This window comes from Actinomycetospora sp. NBRC 106378 (genome assembly GCF_030269685.1).
Classification (GTDB): Bacteria; Actinomycetota; Actinomycetes; order Mycobacteriales; family Pseudonocardiaceae; genus Actinomycetospora.
This window is the reverse complement of sequence record NZ_BSTT01000002.1, coordinates 105,633-130,500: the sequence shown is the minus strand read 5'-3', so window position 1 is coordinate 130,500 and position 24,868 is coordinate 105,633. Positions and strand designations below refer to the sequence as shown.

The window sequence follows — 24,868 nt, the reverse complement described above, 5'->3', positions numbered from 1 at the left end:
GAGGCTGGGACTGGCCACGAGACGCAGGTGGGCCGCCGAGCCGAGCCGGCGGTCGACGGCGGCGGGACCCGGTTCGGGCGGCGCCGGCCGGATGCGGTCGAGACCGGGCCGGGCGACCAGGGGGTCGTCCGGTTCGGGCCGGGGGTGCCACGGACCCCGACTGCCTCGCCCGAGTGGTCGGCCCGACCTGCCGCGAGGGCCCGGAGTCGGCGGCGCCCCTGGATCGGCGGGCTGATCACCGTGGCGCTCGTCGCCGGCGTGATCGCCTGGCTCCTCACCCGGGACGCCGATCCGATCCAGGCCCACGCCGCGCAGGTCACGGCGACCTCGCCGGCGGGCGCGTGCGACACCACCGTCGACGTCGTCGGGACCATCGCCACCAACGGTCGTCCGGGCACCGTCACCTACCAGTGGAACCGCAACGACGGCCAGCCCACGGACGTGCTGACGCAGTCGGTCGCCTCCGGCGCGACCGACACCCAGGTGCACCTGCACTGGTCGTTCAGCGGCCACGGCCGCTTCGCCGCCGTCGCGACGCTCCGCGTGCTCGATCCCGGCCCGGCGTCCGAGACCGCCGGCACCTTCACCTACGCCTGCCCCTGACCCGGCCGCACCTCGAGAAAGCAGACCTCCATGACCGAGACGACCGAGTCACTGATCACCCGCATGGCCACCGACGCCGAGTTCGCGCGCTCGGTCCGGGACACCCCCGACGAGGCGCGGACCGTCTACGGGCTCTCCGACGACGACCTCGCGTTCCTCGGCGCCCTCAAGGTGGACCGGAGCGGCCCGCGGAGGGCGCGTCGGCTCGAGGAGCGGTTGTCCCGCTCGTCGCTGCTGTTCGGGATGGACCACGGCTCCACCGGCGGTGACCACGCCAGCCCGCACGCGGACAGCTCCGGCGGCTCCTCGCACACGACCTCGTCGAGCCACACCGAGAGCTCGCCGAGCCACTCCGACAGCGCGTCGAGCACCAGCCACTCCTCGAGTTCGACGCACTCGTCGAACAGCAGCCAGTCCTCCAGCACCGGCCACGCTCCCGCCGGCAACCACGCCTCGACCACCGACCACTCGTCGACCACCGGCCACGCCGCGCCCGTCACGCACTCCTCGGACGGGCCCACGACGAACTCCGGCACCCCGACGACCGTGCCGGCCGCCGCCCCGACCCACAGCCCACCGTCGACCCACGGCCAGCCGACCCACACGTCCAGCACCGACCCCGCACCGGCGACGTCCACCACGACGACGGGTACGACCGGCGCCGCGGCACATCCTGCGGCGAACGGGACCGCTGCGGCAGGGGCCGAGCCCACGGCCTCGTCGTCACCCGGCCATGCTGCAACGACGGGCGATACCGCTGCTACGGCCACCGCGTCGTCCGCCGGGACCCACCTTGCGACGACGAGCGCCGCCGGTGCCGCGCCCACCATCGCGTCCGCCGGAAGCCACGCCTCGGCGACCGAGACCGCGCACACCGGCGCTCAGCCCACCAACTCGTCGAGCAGCACCCCGGCCGAGGCACCGGCCATCACGACGAGCCACGGCGCGATCTCCGACCCCGCGGCCCACGGGACCCAGAGCCTCGCCGCGCCGGCCCTCACGACGACTCCCCAGGGTCTCACCGCACCGACGTCGACGACCGCCTCGTACCACGGCGGCACCGTCGCGAGCCAGGTCCTCGCGACCAACACCGACGGCAGCCGCACCCTCGCCGTGACCCGCGCGGACGGCACCCAGGTCGAGGTCCACCAGGCCCAGAACCCGGCCGGGCAGAAGGTGGACAGCTACACCGACACCGACGGCTCCGAGGTCGTCACGACCGCCACGGGCACCGCCTCCGGACACACGACGATCGCGGGCACCGACGGCTCGAGCGTCGTCCGGACGTGGGACGGCACCACCCTGCACGAGGCCGACACCGATGCCGCCGGCTCGACCACCGAGGTCACCTGGAACTCGACGATGCAGGGCACCCCGGGTCAGTCCCTGTTCACGGTGCAGCACCTCGACGTGGGCGGCAACCAGGTCTCGACGACGATCTCCGCGACGGCGGACGGCGGGGCCGTGGCGGTCACGAGCGACCCCCAGGGCGACTCGGCCACCGTGCGGCTCAGCGTCGACGACATCGCGAACGCCGACGGCTCCCACACGCGGGTCTTCGGGTTCCCGGACGGGCACGCCGAGACCTTCACCTTCGACGCCGCGGGCACGCCCGTCGCCCACCAGACCGTCGCGCCGGGCGCGCACACGACCCCGGGCGCCGACACCCAGCAGCCGTTCGCCCACCAGGCCACCGACCACCTGACCGACCCGTCGTCCCCGCCCTCGGCCGCGGACCACGTGGTCGCTCCCGACCAGGCGGCCCACGACGGGCAGTGGGCCCAGGACCTCCGCAGCGCCGTCGTCGACGCCATGAACGGACGGCCCGCGCAAGGCGGCGGCGAGTACCACAACATGATCAACGGGGTGGCCCAGTTCGTGGCGACCGCGGTGAAGGCCGGCCCGAACGGCCTCCCGAACGCCCCGTGGGCCGACGACGTCGCGCAGTACCTCGTCGGCGCGCTCCGCCTCGATCAGGGCGCTCAGCACTCCGCGGTCCCGACGACGGGTGACGCCGGCGGTCACGCTGCTGCCACCGACCCCGGGACCGGAATCGCCGCCGCCACCGACGGCGCCGCGGCAGGACCCGCCGTCGCACCGCACACCGTCGTGTCGTCCGCAGCCGACGGCTCCCGTGTCGAGACGACCACCGCGGCGAACGGGTCGACCGCGCAGGTCACCTACCACGCCGACGGGAGCGTCGACACCGTCGCGAAGAACGCGTCGACGGGCCGGACGGTCGACACCACCGTCGCCGCGGACGGCTCCCTGAACCGGGTGATCACGCTCGCGGACGGCAGCACGTCGACCATCCAGCAGGCCGCGGACGGCACCCGCTCGGTCGTGGCCGACCTGGCGAACGGCTCGACGGCCAACCAGCACGTGTACGCCGACGGCACCTGGAACGCGACGCTCCAGGACGCCACCACCGGGCACACCATCCAGAAGTCGCTGAACGACTCCGGAGCCGTCGAGTACACCGACCAGGCGCCCGACGGCAGCTACGTCAGCGCCGAGCGCCACGCGGACGGCTCGGTCGTGCAGGACGTCCAGGGCTCCGACGGCAGTGCCTTCCACAGCGTCGTCTACGCCGACGGGCACGGCGAGAGCACGACGACCTCGGCCGACGGGCACGTCGTCGACAAGACCCTGGGGGCCGACGGCACCCGGACCGAGACCCATACGAATCCGGACGGCTCCTCCCAGTCGGTTTCCCTCGCCCCCGACGGGACGACGACCGAAGCATCCACGGCGGTCGGTGGCGCGGCCGTCTCCACCGTCACGTCACCCGACGGGACGGTCGCCTCGACCGCCACCGACGCCACCACCCAACACGTCGTCGTGACGAAGCAGGCGGCCGACGGTTCCGTCACGCGGACCGACACCGCGCCCGACGGCACCTCGTCCACGACGGTGCAGTCGCCCGACCGGTCGTCGATCGACGTCACCTTCAGCGACAGCACCCGGACGATCCACGTCCAGGACCCCGGGACCGATCATTCCGTGACGACGGAACGGGACCCCGGCGGTCAGGTCGTCGTCACCACCGCGCACCCCGACGGCTCGTCCACGCAGGTCGCCACTCGGGCGGACAACAGCAGCACCACGGCTGTCACCTCCGCGGACGGGGCGACCGTCGACGCCACCACGGTGGACGGCACCGGTGCGACGACGCAGACGGTCCACGTCACCGACGCGAACACCACGCACGCAGTGACCACGGTGAAGAACCCCGACGGGAGCTCCCTGGTCACGACGAACCACGACGACGGGTCGTCGACCCAGGTCGCCACCGCCCACGACGGCAGCACGACGACGACCGTCGTCACCCCCAATCCGCACGCCGGCGACAGCCCGCTGGAGTTCACGGCCACCCTGGTGCGGACCACCAGCGACGGCCGGACGCTGAACGGCGTCGTGTCGGGCACCGGCGACGTGCAGTGGACCGAGAACGACGCCTCCACCCAGGGCCACACCGTCGTCACGACGACCGCTCAGGACGGGTCGACGACCCGGCTCGACACCGCCCCGGACAACAGCTGGACCAAGACCGTCACCACGCCGAACCCGAACGCCTCCGACAGCCCGCTGGAGTTCACGGCCACCCTCGTCCAGACGACCAGCGACGGCCGGGCGCTGAACGGCGTCGCGTCGGGCACCGGCGACGTGCAGTGGACCGAGAACGACGCCTCCACCCAGGGCCACACCGTCGTCACGACGACCGCTCAGGACGGGTCGACGACCCGGTTCGACACCGCCCCGGACAACAGCTGGACCAAGACCGTCACCACGCCGAACCCGAACGCCTCCGACAGCCCGCTGGCCTGGACGGCCACCATGGTCAGGACCACCAGCGACGGCCGGACCCTCAACGGCGCCGTGGACGGACTCGGCATCGTCAACTGGACCGAGAACGACGCCTACACCCAGGGCCACGTCGTCCAGACCGACATACACCCCGACGGATCCTCGAACTCGTACGACGCCGCTCCCGACGGCGCGACCTCGAGGACGACCGTGACCCCCGGCGGCGTGGTCACGAAGATCGACACGGCCGCGGGGAGCGACCAGGTCGTCCAGACCACCACCTACACGCCCATCAACGCGGGCGACGTCGTGGCCACCGTGCAGACGCAGATCGGGGGCGACCGCACCCTCAACACCACGATGTATGTCAACGGAAGCCACTCCACCACGGAGAACGACGCGACGACCGCCGGGAAAACCGTCTCGCTGCACACCAACGCCGACGGCAGCTGGAACAGCGAGGTCCAGGGACCCGACGGGCAGCTGATCTCCTCGCAGGACTCCGCGGGCAACTCGACGATCGTCATGCCCGATCCGAAGGACCCGACCATCACGCTCACGGTGACGACGAACCACCAGGGGGACCAGGACATCGTCGCCGACTACCAGAACGGCAACGTGGTCACCGTTCACCACGACGGCTACAGCAACACCGCACAGCGGACGATCTACGACCACAGCACCGGGAGGACGACCGCCCCGCAGACCGTGGCGTGGACCGGGCCGACGGTCATGCACCTCCGGAGCTACACGGGGACGGCCGCGTCGACTGCGGCGGACACCGGAACCGACCCGGCGGTCGTGATGGGCCCCGACGGCGTGCTGGTCGCGGTCCCCACCACTGACACGTCGGGCGTGCACACCGCGGCCGCGGCGGCCCAGGCCGCGGCGACCGCCGCATCGTCATCCGACACCGCCGGTGGGTCCGTGCCCGCGCTGTCGTCGCTCGGCGCTCCGACGGCGACGTCCCTCCCGGTGCCCGTCACGCTGCCCACCACGACGACGAGCGGCACGGCCTTCACCGGCCTCATCGCGATGCCGACGTCGAACTCCACCTCCGACGCAGCAGCGCATGCGTCGGCGGGCCTCTCGGCCTCTCCGGTCGACCAGGGGGCGTCCCCCGGTACAGCCGCACCGTCCGCGGTCCCGACGACCTCCCACGTCGAGAACCTGGACGTGACGCAGCCGACCCACGCCGCATCAGCGAGCAGCCCCTCCCCCACCGGCGAGGCTGCGACGACCGGGGCGGCAGCAGCGGTCGCTCCGGCCGCCGCCACCGTCGGACCGGTTCACGCGATCGACGCCGCGCGGTCCGCCCCGCACCCGGTGAACGAGGCGAAGACCGCCGTGACGAACGCCCTGAACGACGGCAAGAACGCCGTCACCAACACCCTCACCGACGGCAAGAACGCCGTCACCAACACCCTCACCGACGGCAAGAACGCCGTCACCAACACCCTCACCGACGGCAAGAACGCCGTCACCAACACCCTCACCGACGGCAAGACCGCGCTCACGAACGCCCTCGGTGATCCGCAGGGCACCCTGACGACGGCCCTGGGCAGCGACCCGCAGGGCGCCCTCGAGAACGCCGGGGGTGACCTGCTCGGGAAGGGCACGGACGCCCTCGGCAACCTCGAGAGCACCGGGACCGGCCTGCTGCAGAAGGGCACCGACGCCCTCGGCAGCCTCGAGAACACCGGGAACGACTTCCTGCAGAAGGGCGCCGACACCCTGTCGCACGCCGCCGACACCGCACAGGACGTCGCCGGATCGGCCGGCGACGCCCTGTCCCACCCGGGCGACACCCTCGACGAGGCCGGCGACGCGCTGGACCAGTTGATGACCGGCAGCAACCTGACCGACTGGGCCGGCGACGGTGCCCACCTCCTGGGCAACGCCGTCGGCACGCACACCTACTCGACGTCGTTCCAGGACTCCTTCGGTCTGTCCGGCTCGGTCCACGGCTCCACCACGGTCGACGGGATCACCGCGGCCGGGACCGTGTCCGGGGAGGTCGCCGGCGGGGTGGGCGGCCTGGCCACGGCCACCGTGTCCGGTGACTCGGTCTCCGCGATGGCTGCGGGCCGGGCCTGGCTCGGGGCGGACGTCGCGGCGCACGGCTCGGTCACGGGGTACGACATGACCCTGATCGGCAACGCCTCCGCCCGGTTCGGCGAGGAGATCGCAGGGCAGGTCGTCGGGAAGGCCGGCCTCACCGGCGTCGACCTCGACGGCGGTTTCTCCTTCGTCGCGGGCGCCCACGTGACTGTGGACGGCAAGGCCGACCTCGGTGTGGCCACGGCGTCGGTCGGTGCCGGGGCCGACGTGGGCCTCGCGGCGAGCGCCCACGGCGGGGTGGACCTGTCGACCGACAACATCGGCTTCCGCTTCGACGGGGACGCCTCCCTCGGGGTCGGGGTCAACGCCCATGCGAGCGGGTCGATCAACCCGCAGAACGTTGCCGTCGAGGCCGTGACCGGGCTCGGCGGTGTCGACTACGCGGCGCACGGGGTCGAGTTCGTCAGCGGGGTCGCCGACCTCCTCGGGAAGAACGAGGTGAAGCTCGGCGACACCATCCAGTCCGCGACGCACGACGCGTCGAACTGGACGGACCACGCCCTCAGTTCATCGGTCGGCGACGTCCTGGGGTCGACGGTGGGCAACGCGGTCGGCGACGTCGCCAGCAGCGCGCTGAAGGACGCCGGCATCGTCACCGGGGACGTCGCCAAGGTCGCCGGCTACGCCTCCGAGGGAGTCAGCGACGTCGTCGGCGCCGTCGGAGACGGGCTGAGCGACGCCGTGAAGGCCGTCGACGACATCGGCACCTCGATCATCCACGACGCCGGGAAGGTCCTGCCGTGGAACTGGTGACCGGCGCACCCACGCAGACGAGGAGGCGGACCTGATGCTGTGCCAGGCGTGCCACATCCGGACCCGACGCGACTTCCCGTACTGCCTGCGCTGCGGGACCGCCCGCAAGGGCGCGAAGGTCGCGCAGTTCGACGCCCCGGAACTGCGCTGGGGCGACACCACCGCGTCGCTGACAAAGCCGGTCACCACGATCGGCCGCGAACCCTACAACGACATCGTTCTCGACGACGGCAGCGTCTCCCGCCACCACGCGAGGATCGTGCGCGAGGCGAACGGCTTCCGGTACGAGGACCTCGGCTCGTTCAACGGCTCGGCCGTGACCCACCGCGGGCGTGCGGAGATGGAGCTCCGATCGGACTCCGCGGTGCTCTCGGACGAGGCCGTGGTCCACGTCGGCGACGTCCCGCTGACGTTCGCCCAGCCCCGCGCCACGCACATCGGCGCCCGGACCCAGCTGCGCGGCACCGAGCACACGATGCTCGGGACGAAGCAGGCGGCCGACGACGAGGCGACGACGGCCACCGAGCCGCTGAACGCCACACCCCGCCGCCGCTCGGGGTGGGCGCTCAAGCGGATGCCCGACCACCAGGGCGAACAGGTGTGGATCCTGCGCAACACCCGGACCAACGCCTACCTCTCGCTCGACGAGAAGGACGTCTTCGTCTGGGACCGGCTCGACGGCGAGACCAGCATCCGCGACCTGCTCTTCGCCTACCTCGACCACTACGGCGAACTCGCCCTGCCGCGCATCGAGGGCTCCGTCCGGACGTTCGCCGACGCCGGGCTCGTCCGCGGCCTCTCCGACACCGCGCCCGAGCTCACGCCCTGGCGGCGCTTCACGCAGGCGGTGATCAAGAACCTGATCCGCGTCGAGGTCTCGATCCGCGGCCTGGACCCCCTGCTCGAGCGCGCCTACCACGCGTTCGCGTGGCGGATGTTCACCCCGTTCGCCGTGTTCGTGGTCTGGGCCCTGACCCTCGGCGGGCTCTGGGGGTTCTGGAAGGCCGGCGAGCACCGCGCTCTGTTCGACGTCGGGGGCGCGGGCTGGATCGGCGGCGCCGTCGTCGTCGCGGGATACGTCCTGGCGACGACGCTGCACGAACTCGCGCACGCCTTCGCCGTGAAGTCCTACGGACGCCGGGTCAACCGCGGCGGCTTCCTCCTGATGATGGGGATGCCGTTCGCCTTCGTCGACACCTCCGACATGTGGTTCGGCACCTCCTACTCGCGCATCGTCGTGGCGGTCTGCGGGCCGCTGGCGACGACGGGGATCGCGGGCGCCGCCGGCCTGGTCGCGGCCTTCTCCCCCGACCCCCGCGTCGGCGGCGTCGCCTACACGCTGGCCTTCGGCCTGTACTTCAACACGCTCTACAACCTCATCCCCCTCGTGCCGCTCGACGGCTACCAGGCGCTCGCCGACGCCCTGCGCACGCCGCGGCTCAAGGAGGAGGCCAAGGACTACTTCACCCACGAGCTGTGGTCCGACGTGAAGGCTCGCCGGCGCCCGGGCGCCAAGCAGCTCGGACTCGCGGTCTTCGGCGCGCTGTCCATGGTCTGCCTCTGGGCGATGCTCGGGCTGTCCGCGCTCACGTGGAACAGCCGGGTCGGCGCGTTCGCCCGCGAGGAGATCCCGCAACCCTTCCTGACGGTGCTCATCGCGATCGTTCTCGCGCTGGTCTTCTTCCCCGTCTGGTACCCGAGGGCCCGGTCCCTCGCGCACCGGTGGCGGCGCCGACGCGAGGCCCGGGCGACCGGACCCGACGTCGCGGATCAGGCAGCCAGCCGCGGGAACACCACCTCCGCCGAGGACCGGTCGACCCCGGCCAGCACCGGGTCGCCAGCCGCGACCGCCTCGTCGAGCACGTGGTCGAACGTGGTCCCCCAGGACTCGGGCGCGAACGGGAAGTCGCTGCCATAGAGGACGTGGCCGGGCGGGAAGAACGCGGTGATCGACGGCAGCGCGGTGGGCGTCGCCGAGAGCGCGGTGTCGACGTAGAAGCTCCGCAGCTCCTCGACGATGTCCTCCTCCGTGACCCCCTCGGTGAACCGCGCGGCCCCCGCCAGCCGGCTGGCGACGAACGGCACGAACCCGCCCGCGTGCGACAGGATCACGCGCACCCGCGGGTGCCGGGCGAGGACCTGTCGGGTCGCCATCTGCAGGGCCGCGCGTGTGGTGTCGAACGGGAAGTCGAGCAGCGGGCTCGGCAGTCCCGGCAGCATCGGGAGGCCGGGCGGGGCGGTCGGGTGCACGAACACGACGGCGGACCGCTCATCGAGCGCCTGCCACAACGGGTCCAGCGAGGCGTCGCCCAGGTAGACCCCGCCGGCGTTGGACAGCAGCACCACCCCGTCGGCGCCCAGCACGTCCAGGGCGTGGACGGCCTCCGCGACAGCACCCTCGACGTCGGGCAGCGTGAGCACGGCGAACTGCCCGAATCGGTCGTGGTTGCTGCGGACCAGCTCGGCGTGCTCCTCGTTGACCGCCCGCGCCAGCTCCCGCGCCTGGGCATCGTCCCCGAAGTGCACGCCCGGCGCGCTGATCGACAAGATGCCCGTCGCGATCCCGCGGCGGTCCATCATCGCGAGCGCCGCGTCCGGGTCCCAGTCCGGAGTCGGCCACCCGCCCGCCGTCAGCCCCCGCTCCTCCAGCGCGCTCCGGTAGCGCGCCGGGATGAGGTGCTGGTGGACGTCGATCCGTCCGGTGCTCATCGTGGTCCTCCCGCTAGGTCATCGAGTGCCGTGTGTGGTGCACAGGGATCTTGCGCACCACACACCCGCCTCGGCGACCTAGCGCTCCGCGCTCCAGCCGTAGGGGCCCCCGGGCGGGAGGAACGGCGCACCACTCTCGAGCCGGGTCTCGTGCAGCCCGAGCCGCCCCTCCAGACCGCGCCGCAGCTCGACTTCGGTCACCAGGTTGTTCTCGCCGTCGTGGACCGTGCTCAACGCTTCGACGAGGAGCATCACCAGCATGCCGAAGGCGTACTCCTCGGGGTCGTCCCCGTCCCACCCTTCCTTCAGTTCCCGCAGATACTCCTGCCCGTCGACCACCGGGATGCGCACCGAGGCCGGCACGGCGAGGTCCCCGCGATGCGTCGTGCCGACGACGAACCGGTCCGCTCCCTCGGCCGACCGGGCGTCGAGGCCCTCTTGCCGGAGAGCGGTCACCAGCTCGTCGAGGAGATCGCCGCTTCGGCTCACAACGGCCCGCACTGGCGATTGCTCGGGAAGACCGTGTTGATCCTGTTCACTCCGTTCTGGGAGTACATGGTGAAGATGACCTGCCGAACCACCTGGTTCGTCCGTAGATCCTTCAGGAACAGCACCCGCGATCGGCAGGTCTGGTCCCCGCGCGCAGGCTACGTCGCGTCCGGATCCGCGGCGATGGTGCGCATGGCGAGATCGGCGACGTCGCGCCAGTTCTGATAAGTCCCACCCGCGGCCCCCTCGAAGTCCGACTTGTGCCTCCAGGGGAGATGTCGGTAGCCCCATGTCGGCGTCGGGCTGAAGCGCGGTCCCCCGCACAGGAGTGCCAACTCGCCGCCGGGGGCCGGGAAGGTCTGCACCGTCTTCTGCTCGTCGGTTCCTCGTCCACACGCTCCCCACGGGCCCGCCGCTTGCGCGAACGCGACGCCGGGCGCGCCGAGCATCAGAACGACGGCCGCACAGACGGCGGCGGCTACTCGCAGGACGCGCGATGTCAGTCCCACCAGAACCGCCACAGGGTCTCGCCGCGGATGGACTCCGCGTACTCCGAGAGCGGGATCGGAGTGGTCCGGAGCTCGACCTGCGGGTCGACCTGGTCGGGACAGAACGCGAAGTGCTCCGCGGCGACCGACGTGCACTCCTCGCGGCTGCGCGGTGGCCGGGCGACCGAGAGCAGCAGCGTGTCCGGCCCGACGAACGCCACCACGGCCCCGAAGCGGTCCTCCCAGCTCCGGAGGACGGCGGTCGCCCGCGGCAGATCGCGGTCCTGGTAGTTGCACATGCCGGACCACCGCAGCGCCAGCGGGATGTCGGCCGGTCGCGCCGCCTCGACCACGCCCATGCGCGCAATGCCCTGCGCCGCTCGCGCGAAGCCCGTCGCGGAGGCGACCGTCGCGTGGTGCCGGGACAGATCCCGCCCGGAGCCGACCGGCGCGGGCAGCGTTGCGAGCAGGGGCTCGTCACACGGGCAGTCGGGCAGGCACGGCCCCCTCCACCAGTCCGCGAGCACGGTGTACGGATTCGCGTCGACGAGCTCCGGGTCCTCGTCGATCGCCTCCTGATCGCAGCGGTCGAGCGTCCCGTCGTTCAGCAGGACCGGACAGCGGCCTGATGTCCCTGCGTCCCGGAGCAGCCGCCGGTACAGCGAGGGATCGGGCTCCTCGAGGAGTTCCAGCAGCTTCGGGACGGGTTCGCGTTCGGTCTTCACATGGGCACTGACTGACGCCGCACGCGATCGGTTCCATCTTTCTGCGCCGATCCGACGCCGCAGAACCGATGCCGACGGCACCAGTTCTGCGGCACGGTCCGCGGAGCGAGGTCACCCCGCTCGAGCGACCTCGGACCGAGCAGCCAGCAGCGACCCGGCGTCGGGAAGTTCCGGCGGCAGCCCGAGCGAGCGCAGGAGGCAGAACGCACCCGCCGTCGCGGCGGAGAGCACGGGCAGGCCGAGCTCCTGCTCGACGACGGGCACCAGCGGCAGCGAGGGCATCTGCACGCAGCATGAGATGACCAGCGCATCGGCGCGGGACAGATCGAGCCCCCGAGCAGCGTCGACGACCCGTGAGCCCGGGATGCAGCCGACCTCGGTGTTGTCGCCGACCTCGAGCGCGGCCCAGTCGACGATCTCGATCCCCTCGGCCTCGAGGTACGCGACGACCTGCTCCGCCAACGGCCGCATGTACGGCATCACCAGGGCGACCCGGCCCCACGACTGCGCTGCCAGCGCGTCGACCAGCGCTCCCGCCGACGACACCAGCCCCGCCGACAGCCCGCGCTCCGCGAGCTGTTCCGCGACGTCGGACTCGACCCGACGGTGCTCCCCCGGCCCCTGCGCCATGACGGCGACGAGGCACGCGTACAGCAGGGCGTCGACGCCGGCGTCGGCCAGCTCGTCGACGCACCGGCCGCGCTGCGCGTTCATAGCGACGAGCTCCTCGGGCGTCACCTTGTGCATGCGCATGCGGCTGCCGTGGAAGGAGAACGTCTCGGTGGGGTGCCGGGCGAGGAGCGCCGGGATCTCGGTCTCGACCGTGACGTTCGAGCTCGGGACGATCATCCCGATCCGGTGGTGGCTCACGCGTTCTCTCCCGACAGGCGTGCGGTGATGTCGGCCGTCATGGCCTTCTTGTCGAGCTTCCCGACCTTCGTGCGCGGCAACGCCGCGACCAGCTCCACGCGTTCGGGCCACTTGAACTTCGCGACGTCGAGCCGGTGCAGGTGATCGCGGAGGTCCTCCAGCGTCACGTCGGTCCCGTCCGTCGTGAGGAACGCGCAGCCGCGCTCGCCCAGGCGGGGGTCGGGCATCGCGACGAGCGCCGCCTCCACCACGTGCGGGTGCGCGAGGAGCAGCAGCTCGACCTCCTCGGCGTTGATCTTCTCGCCGCCGCGGTTGATGAGGTCCTTGATGCGGCCCTCGATCGAGATCGCGCGGTGGCCGTCGAGAAGCCGGACCGCGGCCAGGTCGCCGGTGCGGTAGAAGCCGTCGGAGGTGAACGCCTCGGGCCGGTCGACGCCGTAGTAGGCGCGCAACGTGTACGGACCCCGGCAGCAGAGCTCGCCCACCTCGCCGTCGGGCACCTCCGTCTCGGTGCCCGGCTCGAAGAGGCGCACCTCGTCTGCCGGCGAGATCGGCACGCCGACCGTGTCGCGGCGCAGCTCCGCGGAGGTGCCCAGCGGTGTCACCAGGAACATGCCCTCGGCCATACCGAAGAGCTGACCCACCCAGGCCCCGCCGCGACCCGTCGTCAGGAAGAGCTCCTCGGAGACCTTGGCCCCGGACAGCACGACGACGCGCAGGGTCTGGGCCAGCGAGTCGTAGAGCGGGTGCGCAGGCGCGCGGTAGTGGACGTGACCGAAGAGCACCGAGGTGGTGCGCTCGGCGACGAGGAGGGGCATGGCGGTGTCGAGGTCGTGGTCGGTGAGGACCAGGCAGGCGCCGACGCTGTGCGGGGCGTGCACGCCGCAGACCACCCCGGCGTTGTGGATGACGGGGATGAGGTGGCCGACGCGGTCGTCGGCGGTCCAGCCGAGGACGTCGGCGTAGGCGCGGGCGTTGTACCAGTACTCGGCGTGGTGGCGCGGGATCAGCTTCGGGACGCCGGTGGTGCCACCGGAGAGCTGGAAGACCGCGATCCCGGCCGGGTCGATCGAGCGCTGGATCTCCTCGACGCGCTTGCGGGCCTCGTCGGGGTCGATGTCGGTGGCAGTCTTGGCACCGACGAGCTCGTCGAGGACCAGCACGTGGTGCATCGACGGGTGGTCCCGACCCTGCTCGTGAGCGAACTCCACCAGGTCGATGCCGCGCGTCCCGGCCTCGACGAGGTGCGCCCGCGCCCCGACCGCGCGGCTGATGTGAGCGATCTCGTGGCCGCGGTGGGCGGCGAGGGTCGCCACCGGCACGAGCCCGGCCTTGAGCATCGCGTACCAGGCGATCACGGTCTCGAGCCGGTTCGTGACCTGCACGATCACCGGGTCGCCCGGCCGCAGCCCGAGCTCGGCGAGGCCGACGGCGATGCGGTCGGTCTCGCCGTCGAGCTCGGCGTAGGTCCGGCGACCCTGCGCGGCGACGACGGCGTCGCGGTCGGGGTGCTCCAGGGCGACAGCATGGAACTCGTCGGCGATCGTCTTCGTGCCGAGGAGGCTCATCGCAGCGCCACCAGGTGCGTCCGGTCCGCCGCGAGGCCGTCGGCGAAGTCCTCGCGGAACGCCTCCGGCCCGGCGACGACGACGAGCGCAGGCGTCCGCCGTCGCAGCCGCTCCGCGACCTCGAGGCGGGTGAGCACGCTCGGCCGGTCGTCGGCGCCCGTGAGCCAGACCGTGTCCATGATGGCCGCACCGCGCCGGACCGCGTCCTCCACGACGTCCTCCGAGCCCGACGGGCGGGCGTCGGAGCCGAGGTCGAGCACCGTGGCGTCGAGCGCACTCGGATCATCGGCGATGACCCGGGCGTCGAAGCCCCGCGGGCCGACCGTCGGGTCGTCGACCTCCGGGTCCTGCCCGGGCGTCGACGGCCGCAGCGACCGGCTCAGCACCCACTCGGCCAGCGACCCGACCGTGTCCCGCTCCTGACGTCCAGTGTCAGCGGTGGGCCACGGCTGACCCTCCGGAGGCGACTCCCCCGCCCACTGCTGCAGGGCGGCGTTCACGACGTCGGGTGTGCCCGTGGCGAAGCGGTCGAGCGGCACGTTCCCGGCGCGGCTCATGTACGCGACGAGCAGCTGCTCGACCGGCAGCTCCAGGCGCTCCGGGAACGTCTCCCACCAGCGGCGGGAGCGCTCGGCGATGTCCTGGATCCGCTCCACGGCGGGGCGTCGGGCGGCCTCGTAGTCGCTCAGAGCGGTCTCGAGATCGTCGGCCTCGACGAGAGCGGTGACCAGCGCGATCGCGTCCTCCATCGCCAGCTTCGTCCCCGACCCCACCGAATAGTGCGCGGTGTGCGCCGCGTCCCCGAGGAGCACGGTGCGCCCGTGGTGCCAGGTCGAGCACCGCACCGTCCGGAACTGCAGCCAGCGGGTGCGGTTGCCGATCAGCCGATGCCCGTCGAGGTGGTCGGCGAAGACGTCGGACAGGTAGTCCAGCGCCTCCTCGTCGGAGGAGTCCGCCGGCACCTCTCGGTCGAACCCGGCCGCCTCCAACGTCGCCGGGTCCGTCTCGACCAGGAACGTGCTCCGGTCGGCCGCGTAGGGGTAGGCGTGCGTCACGAACACCCCGTGCTCGGTCCGTTCCGGGGCGAACAGCGCGTGGGGCAGCGCCGTGTCGACGCCGGCCCACAGGTACCACCCGCTCCCGACCTCGACGTCCTCCCCGAAGTCCCCGCTCGACCGGGTCGCACTCCCGACCCCGTCCGCCGCGATCACCAGGTCCGCGTCCAGATCGTCGGCGGTGCGCCGGACCCCGAACTCCAGCTTCACCCCAGCGTTCTCGGCGTGCCGCTGCAGCACCCGCAACAAGTCGGCGCGCCCGACGGCGACCAGCGAGTTCACACTCATCCCCGCCGAACGCTCGCCGACGCGCATCCGCATGTCGTGCGACCACGCGGAGTCGAGGATGTCGTCGAGCGAGGCGGGGTCGGCCTCGGCGAGCTTGCGCTGCGTCCGCGCGGCGAGCCCGACCCCGAACCCGAACGTCTGGTCCGGCACGCCCTGCTCGTGCACGACGACCTCGCACTCCGGCTGCGCGAGCTTGATCAGCCGTGCGGCGTAGAGACCTCCCGGTCCCCCGCCGAGCACGGCGACGCGGTCCAGCTTCACGAGCGGGCGTCCGCGAGGACGCGGCTGGCGCGGGTCACGTCGTCGACGTGGTCGACCGGCACGACCGCCGTCGACACCGCCGTGAAGCACCCCGGGCAGCAGTACTGCCGGAAGTGCACCGCGCCGTCGACGTACTCCCCCGCGTTGTCCACGACCTGCGGGCCCGCGTCGCTGACCGGCCCCTCGTAGCGGACCAGGTCGAGCTCGCCCACCGCGCCCGACCCGAGCACCGTCGAGCAGTGCACGCACGCGACCTGCTCGCCGACCGCGACGAGGTTGTCGTCGAGCCGCCGGGCGTCGGTCAGGTCGATCGTCTCCCGCGTGCCGTCGCTCTCGCCCCGGGTGCGGCGGGCTTCCCGCAGTTCCCGACGACGGGTCTCGGTCGCTTCGGCGTTCACCTCGCCCGAGGCAGAGACGACCACGCCGTACGCCTGCTCGGCGGCCGCCGCGGTGACCTTCTCCTCGCGCACGTCGTGGGCGACGTCCTCCGGCTCCCGGGTGAGCGGGTCGCCGTAGCCCCCGCCGCCCTGCCAGAACATCGTGAACACCTCGCCGGGAGCCACGTAGGTCTCGCCGTAGCAGGGCTGCAGCTCGGCCGTGCCGCCGACCTCGGTGAGGTCCGCGGGCAGCTGACCCGACCCGAGCATCGTCGTGACCTCGGCGCCGCGGGCGATGTACTCGACGCCGGTGTTGCCGGGGTAGCCGCCGGCGAGCCCATTGTTCTGGCTGACCGCCTTGCCGTTGGAGGCGAGGACGAGGCCGATCGGGAAGCTCGTGCCGTGCGGGGTGACCGCCATCGACGCCGAAACGCCGCCCCGGCGTCGTCCGGGACCGCCCGAGTCCGGCTCCTCACGACGCCACAGCGCGAGGACCGGGTAGAGGAACTCGGTCATCTCGACGTCGGGCACGCGACCCATCGGGATGCAGAACAGCCCGCCGGTATCCATGCCGTCGGCCTGCGGCTGGGCGCCGTAGCCGCCGGCCATGGGGTCCATGAGGATGGAGAGGAACGGGGTCGGGACCGCGCCGCGCTGGTCGAGCCCGGCGATGACGGCGGTGTCCCACGTGCCGCAGCAGGCGGACTGGACGTGCGCGTCGAGCTCGGGCGCCTGGTCGAGCATCTGGGAGAGGCACTCGGCGACGAGGTTGCCGGTCAGCCAGGCCGGCCCGATCGGTCCGCGCCCGACGGCGGCCGGGAAGCTCGCGTTGTTGATCGTGCCTTCCTCGGCGACGAGGTCGAAGCAGCGCATGAGCCCGCCGGCCGACCAGGGGATGTCGCCCGCGAGGATCGGCAGCAGCGCGAGCATGACGCCGCCGCGCATTCCGGCGTAGGTGCAGTTGACGACCCCGGACTGCGGGTCGGTGCCGGTGAAGTCGAAGGTCAGGTGGTCGCCGGCCTTGCGCATCTCGACGGTGATCTTGTGCAGGCCGCGGTCGCCGGTGTGGGACTGGTCCTGGTAGCCGGTGGCGCGCCACCTGCCGTCGGGAAGGTCGATGAGCTTGCCCCGCAGGCGCGACTCGGCGTCGGACATCATCCGCTTCATCACGGCCTTGACCGTGTCGGCGCCGTACTGCTCGATGACGGCAATGAGGCGGTCGCGGCCGACCGAGTTGGCGCCGACCTTCGCGCGGAGGTCGAGCCCGATCATCATGGGCACGCGGGAGCGGCGGACCCAGACGTCGGCGACGTCGTCCTGCAGCACGCCGTCGCGGACGACCTTGATCGGCGGGGTGGGCAGCGACTCGGAGAAGACGTCCTGCGCGGCCGGGGAGAAGGAGCCGAGGCCGACGCCGCCGAGGTCGGCCTGGTGGGCGATCGCGGAGGTCCAGCCGAAGAGCTTTCCCTCCCAGAACACCGGCTGGTAGACCATCGCGTCGTTCTGGTGCAGCCCGCCGCCGACCCACGGGTCGTTGGTGAGGAACATGTCGCCCTCGGCGATGCCGGGGTTGACCGAGCGGTGCTGCAGGGTCCAGTAGATGGCGAGGTCGACGGCGCCGACGAGCATCGTGTTGTAGAGCCCGACCTGCACCTCCTGGCCGAGCTCGTCGGAGACCGCGAAGTCGAAGTCGTTCGCGTCGGTGACGATCGGCGAGCCGGACATGCGCTTGAGCGCCTCGCCCATCTCGTCGGTCACCGACCAGAGGCGGTGCCGGATGACCTCGTAGGTCAGCGGGTCGAGCGCGTCGATCTGCTCCTGGGTGACGGTGTGGATCGGCAGGCTCTCCGGCAGGTGCGCGGCGAGCGTGGCGGGGTCGATCGGGCGGCTCGCGAAGTGCTCGGAGCCGGGGACGGCCATCGTCATGAATCAGGCTCCGGTCTTCTTGATGTGGAGGTTGCCGAGCTCGTCGACGGTGCCGGTGCGACCCTCGGGGACGACCACCGTCGTCGTCGGGACCTCGATGACGGCGGGTCCGGTGATGACGTGGCCCGCGCGCAGGGTCGTGTAGTCGTAGATCGCGGTATCGACGAAGCCCTGGCCGATCTCGAGGTAGACGGGCCTCGTTCCCGACGTCGGGGCCGCTCCGTCTGCGCGCTCGAGCGGCGGGAGCTCCGGGCTGAACGGCAGGACGCCGCGGCCGCGCACGCGGTAGGTGATGGCCTGGATGCCCGCGGCGGAGAAGCCGGTGCCCTTGCCGTAGAGGTCGGCGTACTTCTGCTCGAAGCGGTTGGCGGCATCCTGCAGCGCACCGGCGTCGACGGGGCCGTCGGCGACCGGGACCGTGACCTCAGCCAGCTGCATGGCATAGCGCATGTCGATCTCGCGGACGATCTCGACGCGGTCGAACTTCAGGCCCTGCCGGTCGAGGCCCTGGCGGACCTGGTCCTCGAGCTGGGCGAAGTTCTTCTCGGCGCGGACGGCGTCGACCGGGAGCTGGGCGGGGTCGGAGAGCTCCTGGGCGAGCGCGATGTCGGACGCGGCGAGGCCGTAGGCGGAGAACGCCGAGGCGACCGGGCCGAGCGGGACGACGACCTCGTCGACCCCGAGGTGCGTCGCGTACTTCGCGCAGAACGCCGGGCCGGAGCCGCCGAAGGCGTAGAGGACGAAGTCTCGCGGGTCGTGCCCGGCCTCGACGACGCTCTTGCGCAGCAGGTCGCCGGTCTGGGCGTTCTGCGCGGCGTGGACGGCGGCCGCGGCGTCCTCGACGGACAGGCCCAGGGGGTCGGCGACCTTGGCCTTGATGGCTTGCTTCGCCTTCTCGAGGCTGAGCGCCTTGCGGCCGCCGAGCAGACCCGTCGTCGGGAGGATACCGAGGACGAGGTTGGCGTCGGTGTTGGTGGGCTCGGTGCCGCCCTGGTCGTAGCAGGCGGGGCCGGGGACGGCCTGCGCGCTGTGGGGACCGATGCGGAGGTTGCCGCCGGCGTCGACCCACGCGATCGCGCCGCCGCCGGAGCCGATGGCGTGGACCTTGAGCGTGGGGACGTTGATCGGGTGGTGGTTGATGACGGTGGTGGTGTCGCGCTCGGGCTCGCCGTCGACGATGAGCCCGACGAGGAACGTGGTGCCGCCGACGTCGGTGGAGATGATGTTGCGGTGGCCGAGCTTCTGGCCGAGCTGCACGGAGCCGATGACGCCGCCGGTGAGGACCGACCCGACCGTGGAGATGGCCTGCTGCGGGGCCTCGCCCGCGGCGACCGCTCCCCCGTTGGACTGCATGACGAGCAGCGGGCCGCCGAGGCCCTTCTGCTTGAGGCTCGACTCGAGGTTGGCGAGGTAGTCGCGCAGACCGGGGCCGACCTGCGTCGACATGATCGTGGTCGAGTTGCGGGCGAACTCGCGGATGCGGGGGCTGACCTCGCTGGAGAGCGCGACGTAGATGTCGGGGTCGATCTCGGCGACGATCTCGCGGATGCGGCGCTCGTGGACCGGGTTGCGGAAGGCCCAGAGCAGGGAGACGGCGATGGCGGTGATGCCCTCGCTGCGGAGCTTCTCGACCTGCGTGCGGACCTCGTCCTCGTCGAGGGCGACGATGACGTTGCCGTCGCGGTCGATCCGCTCGGTGACCTCGAGGGCGTGCCGCTTGGGCAGCAGGTAGTGGTCCTTGTCCTGGGCCAGCACGTGCTGCAGCTCGTGCGGTGACCGACCCAGGTATCGGCCCTCGACGTTCATAATGAAGATCGAGTCGCGGTGACCCTTGGTCGTCAGGAACCCGACGTCGGGGACCTTCCGTTGCACCAGGGCGTTCAGGCTTGAGGTGGTGCCGTGGGCGATGTGGTGGGTCTCGGCCAGCATCTCCTCCAGCGACCGCCCCAGCTGCTCGGCCAGCAGCTCCAGGACGTCGAGCACGCCCTGCGAGTAGTCCGGAGGTGTCGACGGGGCCTTCGCGGCGATGACCGACCCGGAGTCGTCATCCAGGACCGCGTCGGTGAAGGTCCCGCCCACGTCCACGCCGATCACGTAGGCCATGCGGTGCTCCTCGTTGAACTCGCTCGTGACCCGCGCCACGACTTTGACGGTGGCGTCGACTATCTGACACTGGCGAAGCCTCGTCAAGGGCGGAGTTGTGGAGCAGTGCTGGTTGGTGCTCGTGGGGCTCGTGTGACGACTGGCGGTGAGCCATCATCGGAGCCGTCGTCGATCGCCCCGGAGGTGGACGTGCACGCCGAGCTGCTGACCCAACGCGTGGTCGAGATCATCGAGAGCGCGGCGCTCCCCCACCTCGACAGCAGTGCGCTCGTGGCGGCGCTCGCCGTGGTGTTGGCCGGCGCGGGGTTGGTGATCGTGCGCGACTACGCGCTGGGTGGCGGGGACTCATTGCCCCTGCTGGTCGCGGAGCCGTTCCCGCGGGTAGAGGCGTCGCTCGGGGTAGTACCCGCTCTCGGTGGCATCGACGGTGCCGTGACCGCGCGGCTTCGGCGGTACGCGGAGCATCCAGCTGTCGATGGGCTCGTCATCGTCAATGGGCTCACAGGCGACATTCCGCGACCTCGTGCCCTCAGCGGCGTACCGATGCGGGTAGCGGTCGCTGGAACGAGGACAGGCAGCGACGCCTCCTGATCGATGCCAGGCAGGCGGGAGGGCGCACACGTCCCCGAGGGCCCGATCCGGCCAATCTGCCGACAGAGCGGGCCTTCAGCCATCGACGATCGCCGGGACCGTCGAGCCAGCGCCCGAGCTCAGCCCGCGGCGCGGAACTCCTCATAGCGCTCTTCAACTCGTGCGCGGTCCGGATGCTGAGCGACACGCTTGGGCAACGTGAGCGGCACCCCCGACATCGCCTGCAGGCCGTGCTTCAGCATCGGACCATCGATCTCGTCCAGGATGTCTCGCCGCACCTCGACCTTGAGGTCGGGGCGGATGCCGAGGACGTTGGCGTCGAAAGCCCGATGGTGGATGGAACACAGGGACAGCCCGTTGGGGACAATCGGCGTTCCGCGTTCCTTGCCGTCGGGGATGATGTGTGCAGCGTCGAGCAGCTCTACATGCTTCAGCCTGCACATGGCACAGGATCGCTCGTAGGCGCCGAGCACCTGCGCGCGGAAGACGGGCTGATGCAACCGTAGCTTCGTGAGCCGCTGCACCGTCCGCCGGCGGTCGACCTCCTCGAGCCCCGGGATGCCGAGGAAGCGCTGGTCCTCACTGATGGCGATGGCCACCCGGAGCTGCTCGGGCTCGTCCGCCACGATGTAGATGGGGTAGCGAGCGAGGTAGACCGCCGGCGCCACCGCCACGAACCACACCAAAGGAAGCTGCTGTTCGAAGGCCCGACGAAGAGCTCGGTTCTCGGCATGCTGCGGGTCCTCACCGCGGTACGCATACCGGATCAGACCATCCGGACCCTCGACGTCCTCGTACGGCGGCTTCTGCCCGGGCGCAGTCCAGGTGGTCCGAATCGACAGCGCGGCGCCCAGTTGCCGCGGCTTGCAGATGCCCTGCTGGCGAAGCAGGAGAGCAACGTCCTCGCCCTGGAACGGGAAGTTCGCGACGTCAGGCTGAGACACCGTCTGTGTCGCGAGCATCGTCCGCTCGTCGAGCCAACGCATCGCCGCTTCGCGAGCCGCCAGCTCGTCGAGGAACGCCACGAGCCGGCATGGTGCCACCTCGTCGGCCTGAGCGGGCTCACCCGTCGGCGACAAAGTCGCCGAGGAGACAGAGCGTCTCACTGCTGCGCCACCTCCTTGCTTGACTCCAACGCGCCCTGAGCACTTCGTCGACAAGTTCGGCCAGACCCGTGCCAGCCGGATCGTCGTGAAGTCGTGACAGCCCTCGTTCGGTCGGCACTCGAAGGAGTGACCCCATGCCTGACCCCTCGCGATCGATCAGGCAGCATCGCGGGCGAGATCCACCGAGGGGGTACGGCGTGACGAAGCTGTCGACGGTGCTGGACCAGGTCGACGCCGGGGTGATGCTCTTGCCCGAGTTTCAGCGCGGGTACGTCTGGAACCGGGACCAGGTGCGCGGGCTCATGAAGTCGGTGTACCGGGAGTTCCCGGTCGGCGCGCTGCTCGTGTGGGAGACCGAGGTCAGCGCCGACCAGACCCGCGGTGGCGGGGTGTTGGCGCAGGTCGGCGGTCAGCGTCATCTGCTGCTCGATGGTCAGCAGCGGGTGACCACCCTGTACGGCGTCATTCGCGGCCGCGCGCCAGGCTTTTTCGACGGCGATGCCAGCGCCTTCACCGGCCTGCACTTCAACGTAGAGACCGAGGATTTCGCCTTCTACGCGCCCATGAAGATGAAGAACGACGCCCGCTGGCTCGACGTCACCAAGCTTTTCCTCGAGGGCACGGCACCATCAATCGGCCGACTCATGGCCGTGACAACCGACCCGCAGCAGCTATCGGACTACATGGGCCGAGTCGCTCGCCTGCACAACGTCCTCAACCGCGACTTTCATATCGAGCAGATCACCGGGCCGGATAAGACGATCGACGTCGTCGTCGACATCTTCAACCGCGTTAACTCGGGCGGGACGAAGCTCTCGAAGGGCGATCTTGCCCTCGCGCGGATCTGCTCCGAGTGGGACCAGGCGCGGCCGTGGATGCGGCATTACCTCGACGAGTGGGCCAAACGCGACTACATCTTCAACCTTGACTGGCTCCTGCGCAGCGTCACGGCCGTAGCTGTGGGGCGATCGCAGTTCTCCAACCTGGAGGACGTCTCAGCAGAGCAGTTCGAGCAGGCACTCAAGGGCACCCGCGAGCACATTGAGCATCTCCTCGGCGTCGCCGTCGAGCGCCTCGGGATCGACCACGATCGTGTGCTGTTCGGCCGCTACGCCTTTCCGGTTCTCGCCCGCATTCTTAGCCAACGCGAGAACGGACGCTTCCATGACGGCATCGAGGCGAATAAGGCAATGGCCTGGTACGTGCAGGCTGCCATCCGGAGTCGATTCACGGGTTCCGTGGAGACGAATCTCAATAAAGACCTTCAGATTGCGGACCGCGAGGGGGTCGACGGCCTCCTCGAGTCGCTCCGGAAGTTGCACAAGGGCTCACTCGCGGTTCGCGCTGAGGACTTTGAGGGCGTCGGACGGGGCGCACGCTCGTATCCACTGCTCTACCTTCTGACACGCAGCGTGTCCGGGCTCGACTTGCTCGTAGGCGCGCCCTTCGCAGGGCGGACCACCTCCCTTCACGTTCAGGAAATCTTCCCGCGTGCGGAGCTCCGGGCCGCCGGATACAGCACCGGCGAGATCAACGCGATCGCCAACTTTGCCTTCGTGACGCAGGACTCCGCGCGCAGGCTTGGAACGCGCCTTCCGGAGGACCACCTCCCAGAGTGCTCGCCCGACGGCCTCCGCGCACAGTGGATCCCGGAAGACCGGGCTCTGTGGCGGGTCGACCGCTATCGCGAGTTCCTCGCCGCTCGCCGTTCGCTCCTCGCCGAGGAAGCGGACCGGTTCCTCGGAGAGCTGGCGGCCGGCACGGCGGCCTGGCCGTCGCCTCCCCTGTACGCGATGGGCCTCGTCGACGAGGACGAGAATAGCCCACGCTCCGCGCAGATCAAGGCACTTCTCGACGACTTCGCCGATCGAGGTTTCGCGGTCCCAGCCGTCGATTGCGAGATCCCCGACCCCGGCACCGGCCGCACCCTCGCCGTCGCGGAAGCCTTCTGGTCGGAAGGCCTGCAGGCGGGGCTCGGGAATCCTGTCGTCCTCGAGCTCGATCCCGAGGAGGCCGATCTTGCCAGGCTCTCAGAGCTCGGCTACGAGGTCTTCACGTCCGTCGACGCCTTGCTCGCTCACGTTCGCCGGCGCGGTGAGCTGGCAGGCGGAGATCGCACCGACGAAGGGACTGCGCACGGGAACGCTGGAGCAGAGCCAGCAGTCGAGACCGAGCCTGATCGAACCCTCGAACCCGAGTCAGAGACATCCCTTGAGGACGAATTCGGTGGGGCCATACAGGCACTGCTCGACCGCTGCATGAGGGAGCTTCGTTACAACCCTCGCTACTTCAGGCTGACGATCTCTCAGCATGGAGCCCTTGGAGCAACTCAGCGCCTGCTGACGTCGCCGGGACCCAGCGACGGCTTCGTCAAGCTATGGGAGAACCAGCGACTCGACCTCACCCCGGAGACGCTCGTACTTGATCCTCGCTTTGCCGACCTCTTCACGGACTCGGAGCGCAAGGTGGCACGGGCCCGCCTCGACGACTTTGGCTACTCTGGCGCGGCGTAGCCCCGATTGATGAGGGCCTGGGTCAGTTCGCGCACAGCGGCATCGTTGAGGAGACGCTGCCCCGCATCGAGTGCGGAGCGGCGGGTGCGGAAGCCGGCGAGCAGGTCGTGGATGGCGCGCTGGGGTGCAGGCAGACCACGCGCGACGCCGGCGGCGTAACGCCCTGATCGGCGCCGCATCTGATCCGCCTCAAGCTCGAGCGGGTTCGGGGGCAACGCGGACGTGATAGGTGGCATGGCCCGCTCGGCTCGCGTTCGCTGTAGCTCGCGCCGGGCTTCGTCGAGCTCACGCCACTTCCACACCGGCATCGTGGTTGTGCCACGCGGGATTGCGGCGATCTCGGCGCACACCGCGCTCACCTCGTGAGACGCAGGCCGACGACCCGCGTCGATCTCACGCAGCAACGTGTCGACTCGGCGCTCCAAGGTGAGGGTCACGAAGGAGCTATCGGAACCACTCCTGCCCACGTATCCGTGCGCCGTTGGCCTGTTCGGGTGGATCTTCCGCGCGGCATG

The 24,868-nt window shown here is 71.0% G+C and carries 15 protein-coding genes and 1 pseudogene; 6 read left to right on the top strand and 10 right to left on the bottom strand.

All coding sequences use genetic code 11. From position 1 onward, the window contains the following. Positions 1 to 240 precede the first annotated feature (240 nt). The 3 genes and pseudogenes from QSK00_RS04915 to QSK00_RS04905 all read left to right on the top strand — a co-directional run. Positions 241 to 603 carry a hypothetical protein gene (locus QSK00_RS04915; protein WP_285588174.1) on the top strand — a complete coding sequence of 121 codons (363 nt, stop codon included), beginning with the start codon at positions 241 to 243 and terminating at the stop codon, positions 601 to 603. Between the two features lie 30 nt (positions 604 to 633). Beyond that, positions 634 to 7,284: a hypothetical protein gene (locus QSK00_RS04910; RefSeq protein WP_285588172.1), complete on the top strand. Its 6,651-nt coding sequence runs from the start codon at positions 634 to 636 to the stop codon at positions 7,282 to 7,284. Between the two features lie 34 nt (positions 7,285 to 7,318). Next, positions 7,319 to 7,690, top strand: a pseudogene (locus QSK00_RS04905) (FHA domain-containing protein); the annotation flags it as partial. Positions 7,691 to 9,054: 1,364 nt separating this feature from the next. Here the strand turns inward: QSK00_RS04905 and QSK00_RS04900 are convergent. Together QSK00_RS04900 and QSK00_RS04895 are read right to left on the bottom strand one after the other, a co-directional pair. Then, positions 9,055 to 9,993, bottom strand: a complete 939-nt coding sequence (locus QSK00_RS04900; protein ID WP_285588171.1) for an amidohydrolase family protein — start codon at positions 9,991 to 9,993, stop codon at positions 9,055 to 9,057. A 78-nt stretch (positions 9,994 to 10,071) separates the two neighbouring features. Next, positions 10,072 to 10,356 (bottom strand): hypothetical protein, encoded by a 285-nt coding sequence (locus QSK00_RS04895; protein WP_285588169.1) that lies wholly within the window; start codon positions 10,354 to 10,356, stop codon positions 10,072 to 10,074. 15 nt (positions 10,357 to 10,371) lie between these two features. On the opposite strand from QSK00_RS04895, the gene QSK00_RS04890 reads away from it, so the two are divergent. Next, on the top strand, positions 10,372 to 10,707 hold the full coding sequence (locus tag QSK00_RS04890) for a hypothetical protein (RefSeq protein ID WP_285588167.1): 336 nt from the start codon (positions 10,372 to 10,374) through the stop codon (positions 10,705 to 10,707). Positions 10,708 to 10,981: 274 nt separating this feature from the next. Here QSK00_RS04890 and QSK00_RS04885 read toward each other — a convergent pair whose 3' ends face one another. The 6 genes from QSK00_RS04885 to QSK00_RS04860 form a co-directional block, all read right to left on the bottom strand. Beyond that, complete coding sequence (locus tag QSK00_RS04885; protein ID WP_285588166.1) at positions 10,982 to 11,695, bottom strand: DUF4253 domain-containing protein; 714 nt, start codon at positions 11,693 to 11,695, stop codon at positions 10,982 to 10,984. Between the two features lie 111 nt (positions 11,696 to 11,806). Continuing rightward, positions 11,807 to 12,565 carry a maleate cis-trans isomerase family protein gene (locus tag QSK00_RS04880; protein ID WP_285588164.1) on the bottom strand — a complete coding sequence of 253 codons (759 nt, stop codon included), beginning with the start codon at positions 12,563 to 12,565 and terminating at the stop codon, positions 11,807 to 11,809. Continuing rightward, on the bottom strand, positions 12,562 to 14,133 hold the full coding sequence (locus QSK00_RS04875) for a (2,3-dihydroxybenzoyl)adenylate synthase (RefSeq protein WP_285588161.1): 1,572 nt from the start codon (positions 14,131 to 14,133) through the stop codon (positions 12,562 to 12,564). The genes QSK00_RS04880 and QSK00_RS04875 overlap by 4 nt, the downstream gene beginning before the upstream one ends. Further along, positions 14,130 to 15,737, bottom strand: coding sequence for an FAD-dependent monooxygenase (locus QSK00_RS04870; RefSeq protein WP_285588158.1), 1,608 nt, complete (start codon positions 15,735 to 15,737; stop codon positions 14,130 to 14,132). Before QSK00_RS04870 ends, QSK00_RS04875 begins: the two co-directional genes overlap by 4 nt. Next, positions 15,734 to 18,040, bottom strand: coding sequence for a hydantoinase B/oxoprolinase family protein (locus QSK00_RS04865; RefSeq protein WP_285588156.1), 2,307 nt, complete (start codon positions 18,038 to 18,040; stop codon positions 15,734 to 15,736). Before QSK00_RS04865 ends, QSK00_RS04870 begins: the two co-directional genes overlap by 4 nt. 3 nt (positions 18,041 to 18,043) lie before the next feature. After that, the gene (locus tag QSK00_RS04860; protein WP_285589494.1) at positions 18,044 to 20,143 is read right to left on the bottom strand and encodes a hydantoinase/oxoprolinase family protein; all 2,100 of its coding nucleotides are present in this window, start codon (positions 20,141 to 20,143) and stop codon (positions 18,044 to 18,046) included. Positions 20,144 to 20,332: 189 nt separating this feature from the next. On the opposite strand from QSK00_RS04860, the gene QSK00_RS04855 reads away from it, so the two are divergent. Continuing rightward, positions 20,333 to 20,734, top strand: coding sequence for a hypothetical protein (locus QSK00_RS04855; protein WP_285588154.1), 402 nt, complete (start codon positions 20,333 to 20,335; stop codon positions 20,732 to 20,734). A 119-nt stretch (positions 20,735 to 20,853) separates the two neighbouring features. Here QSK00_RS04855 and QSK00_RS04850 read toward each other — a convergent pair whose 3' ends face one another. Then, complete coding sequence (locus tag QSK00_RS04850; protein ID WP_285588151.1) at positions 20,854 to 21,759, bottom strand: HNH endonuclease; 906 nt, start codon at positions 21,757 to 21,759, stop codon at positions 20,854 to 20,856. Between the two features lie 278 nt (positions 21,760 to 22,037). Between QSK00_RS04850 and QSK00_RS04845 the strand changes: the two genes are divergently transcribed. Next, positions 22,038 to 24,353 (top strand): GmrSD restriction endonuclease domain-containing protein, encoded by a 2,316-nt coding sequence (locus QSK00_RS04845; RefSeq protein WP_285588148.1) that lies wholly within the window; start codon positions 22,038 to 22,040, stop codon positions 24,351 to 24,353. Here QSK00_RS04845 and QSK00_RS04840 read toward each other — a convergent pair. Further along, a complete protein-coding gene (locus QSK00_RS04840) occupies positions 24,335 to 24,790 on the bottom strand; it encodes a hypothetical protein (protein ID WP_285588145.1) in 456 nt (151 codons plus the stop codon). The two genes, QSK00_RS04845 and QSK00_RS04840, sit on opposite strands and share 19 nt — an antisense overlap. Positions 24,791 to 24,868: the final 78 nt, after the last annotated feature.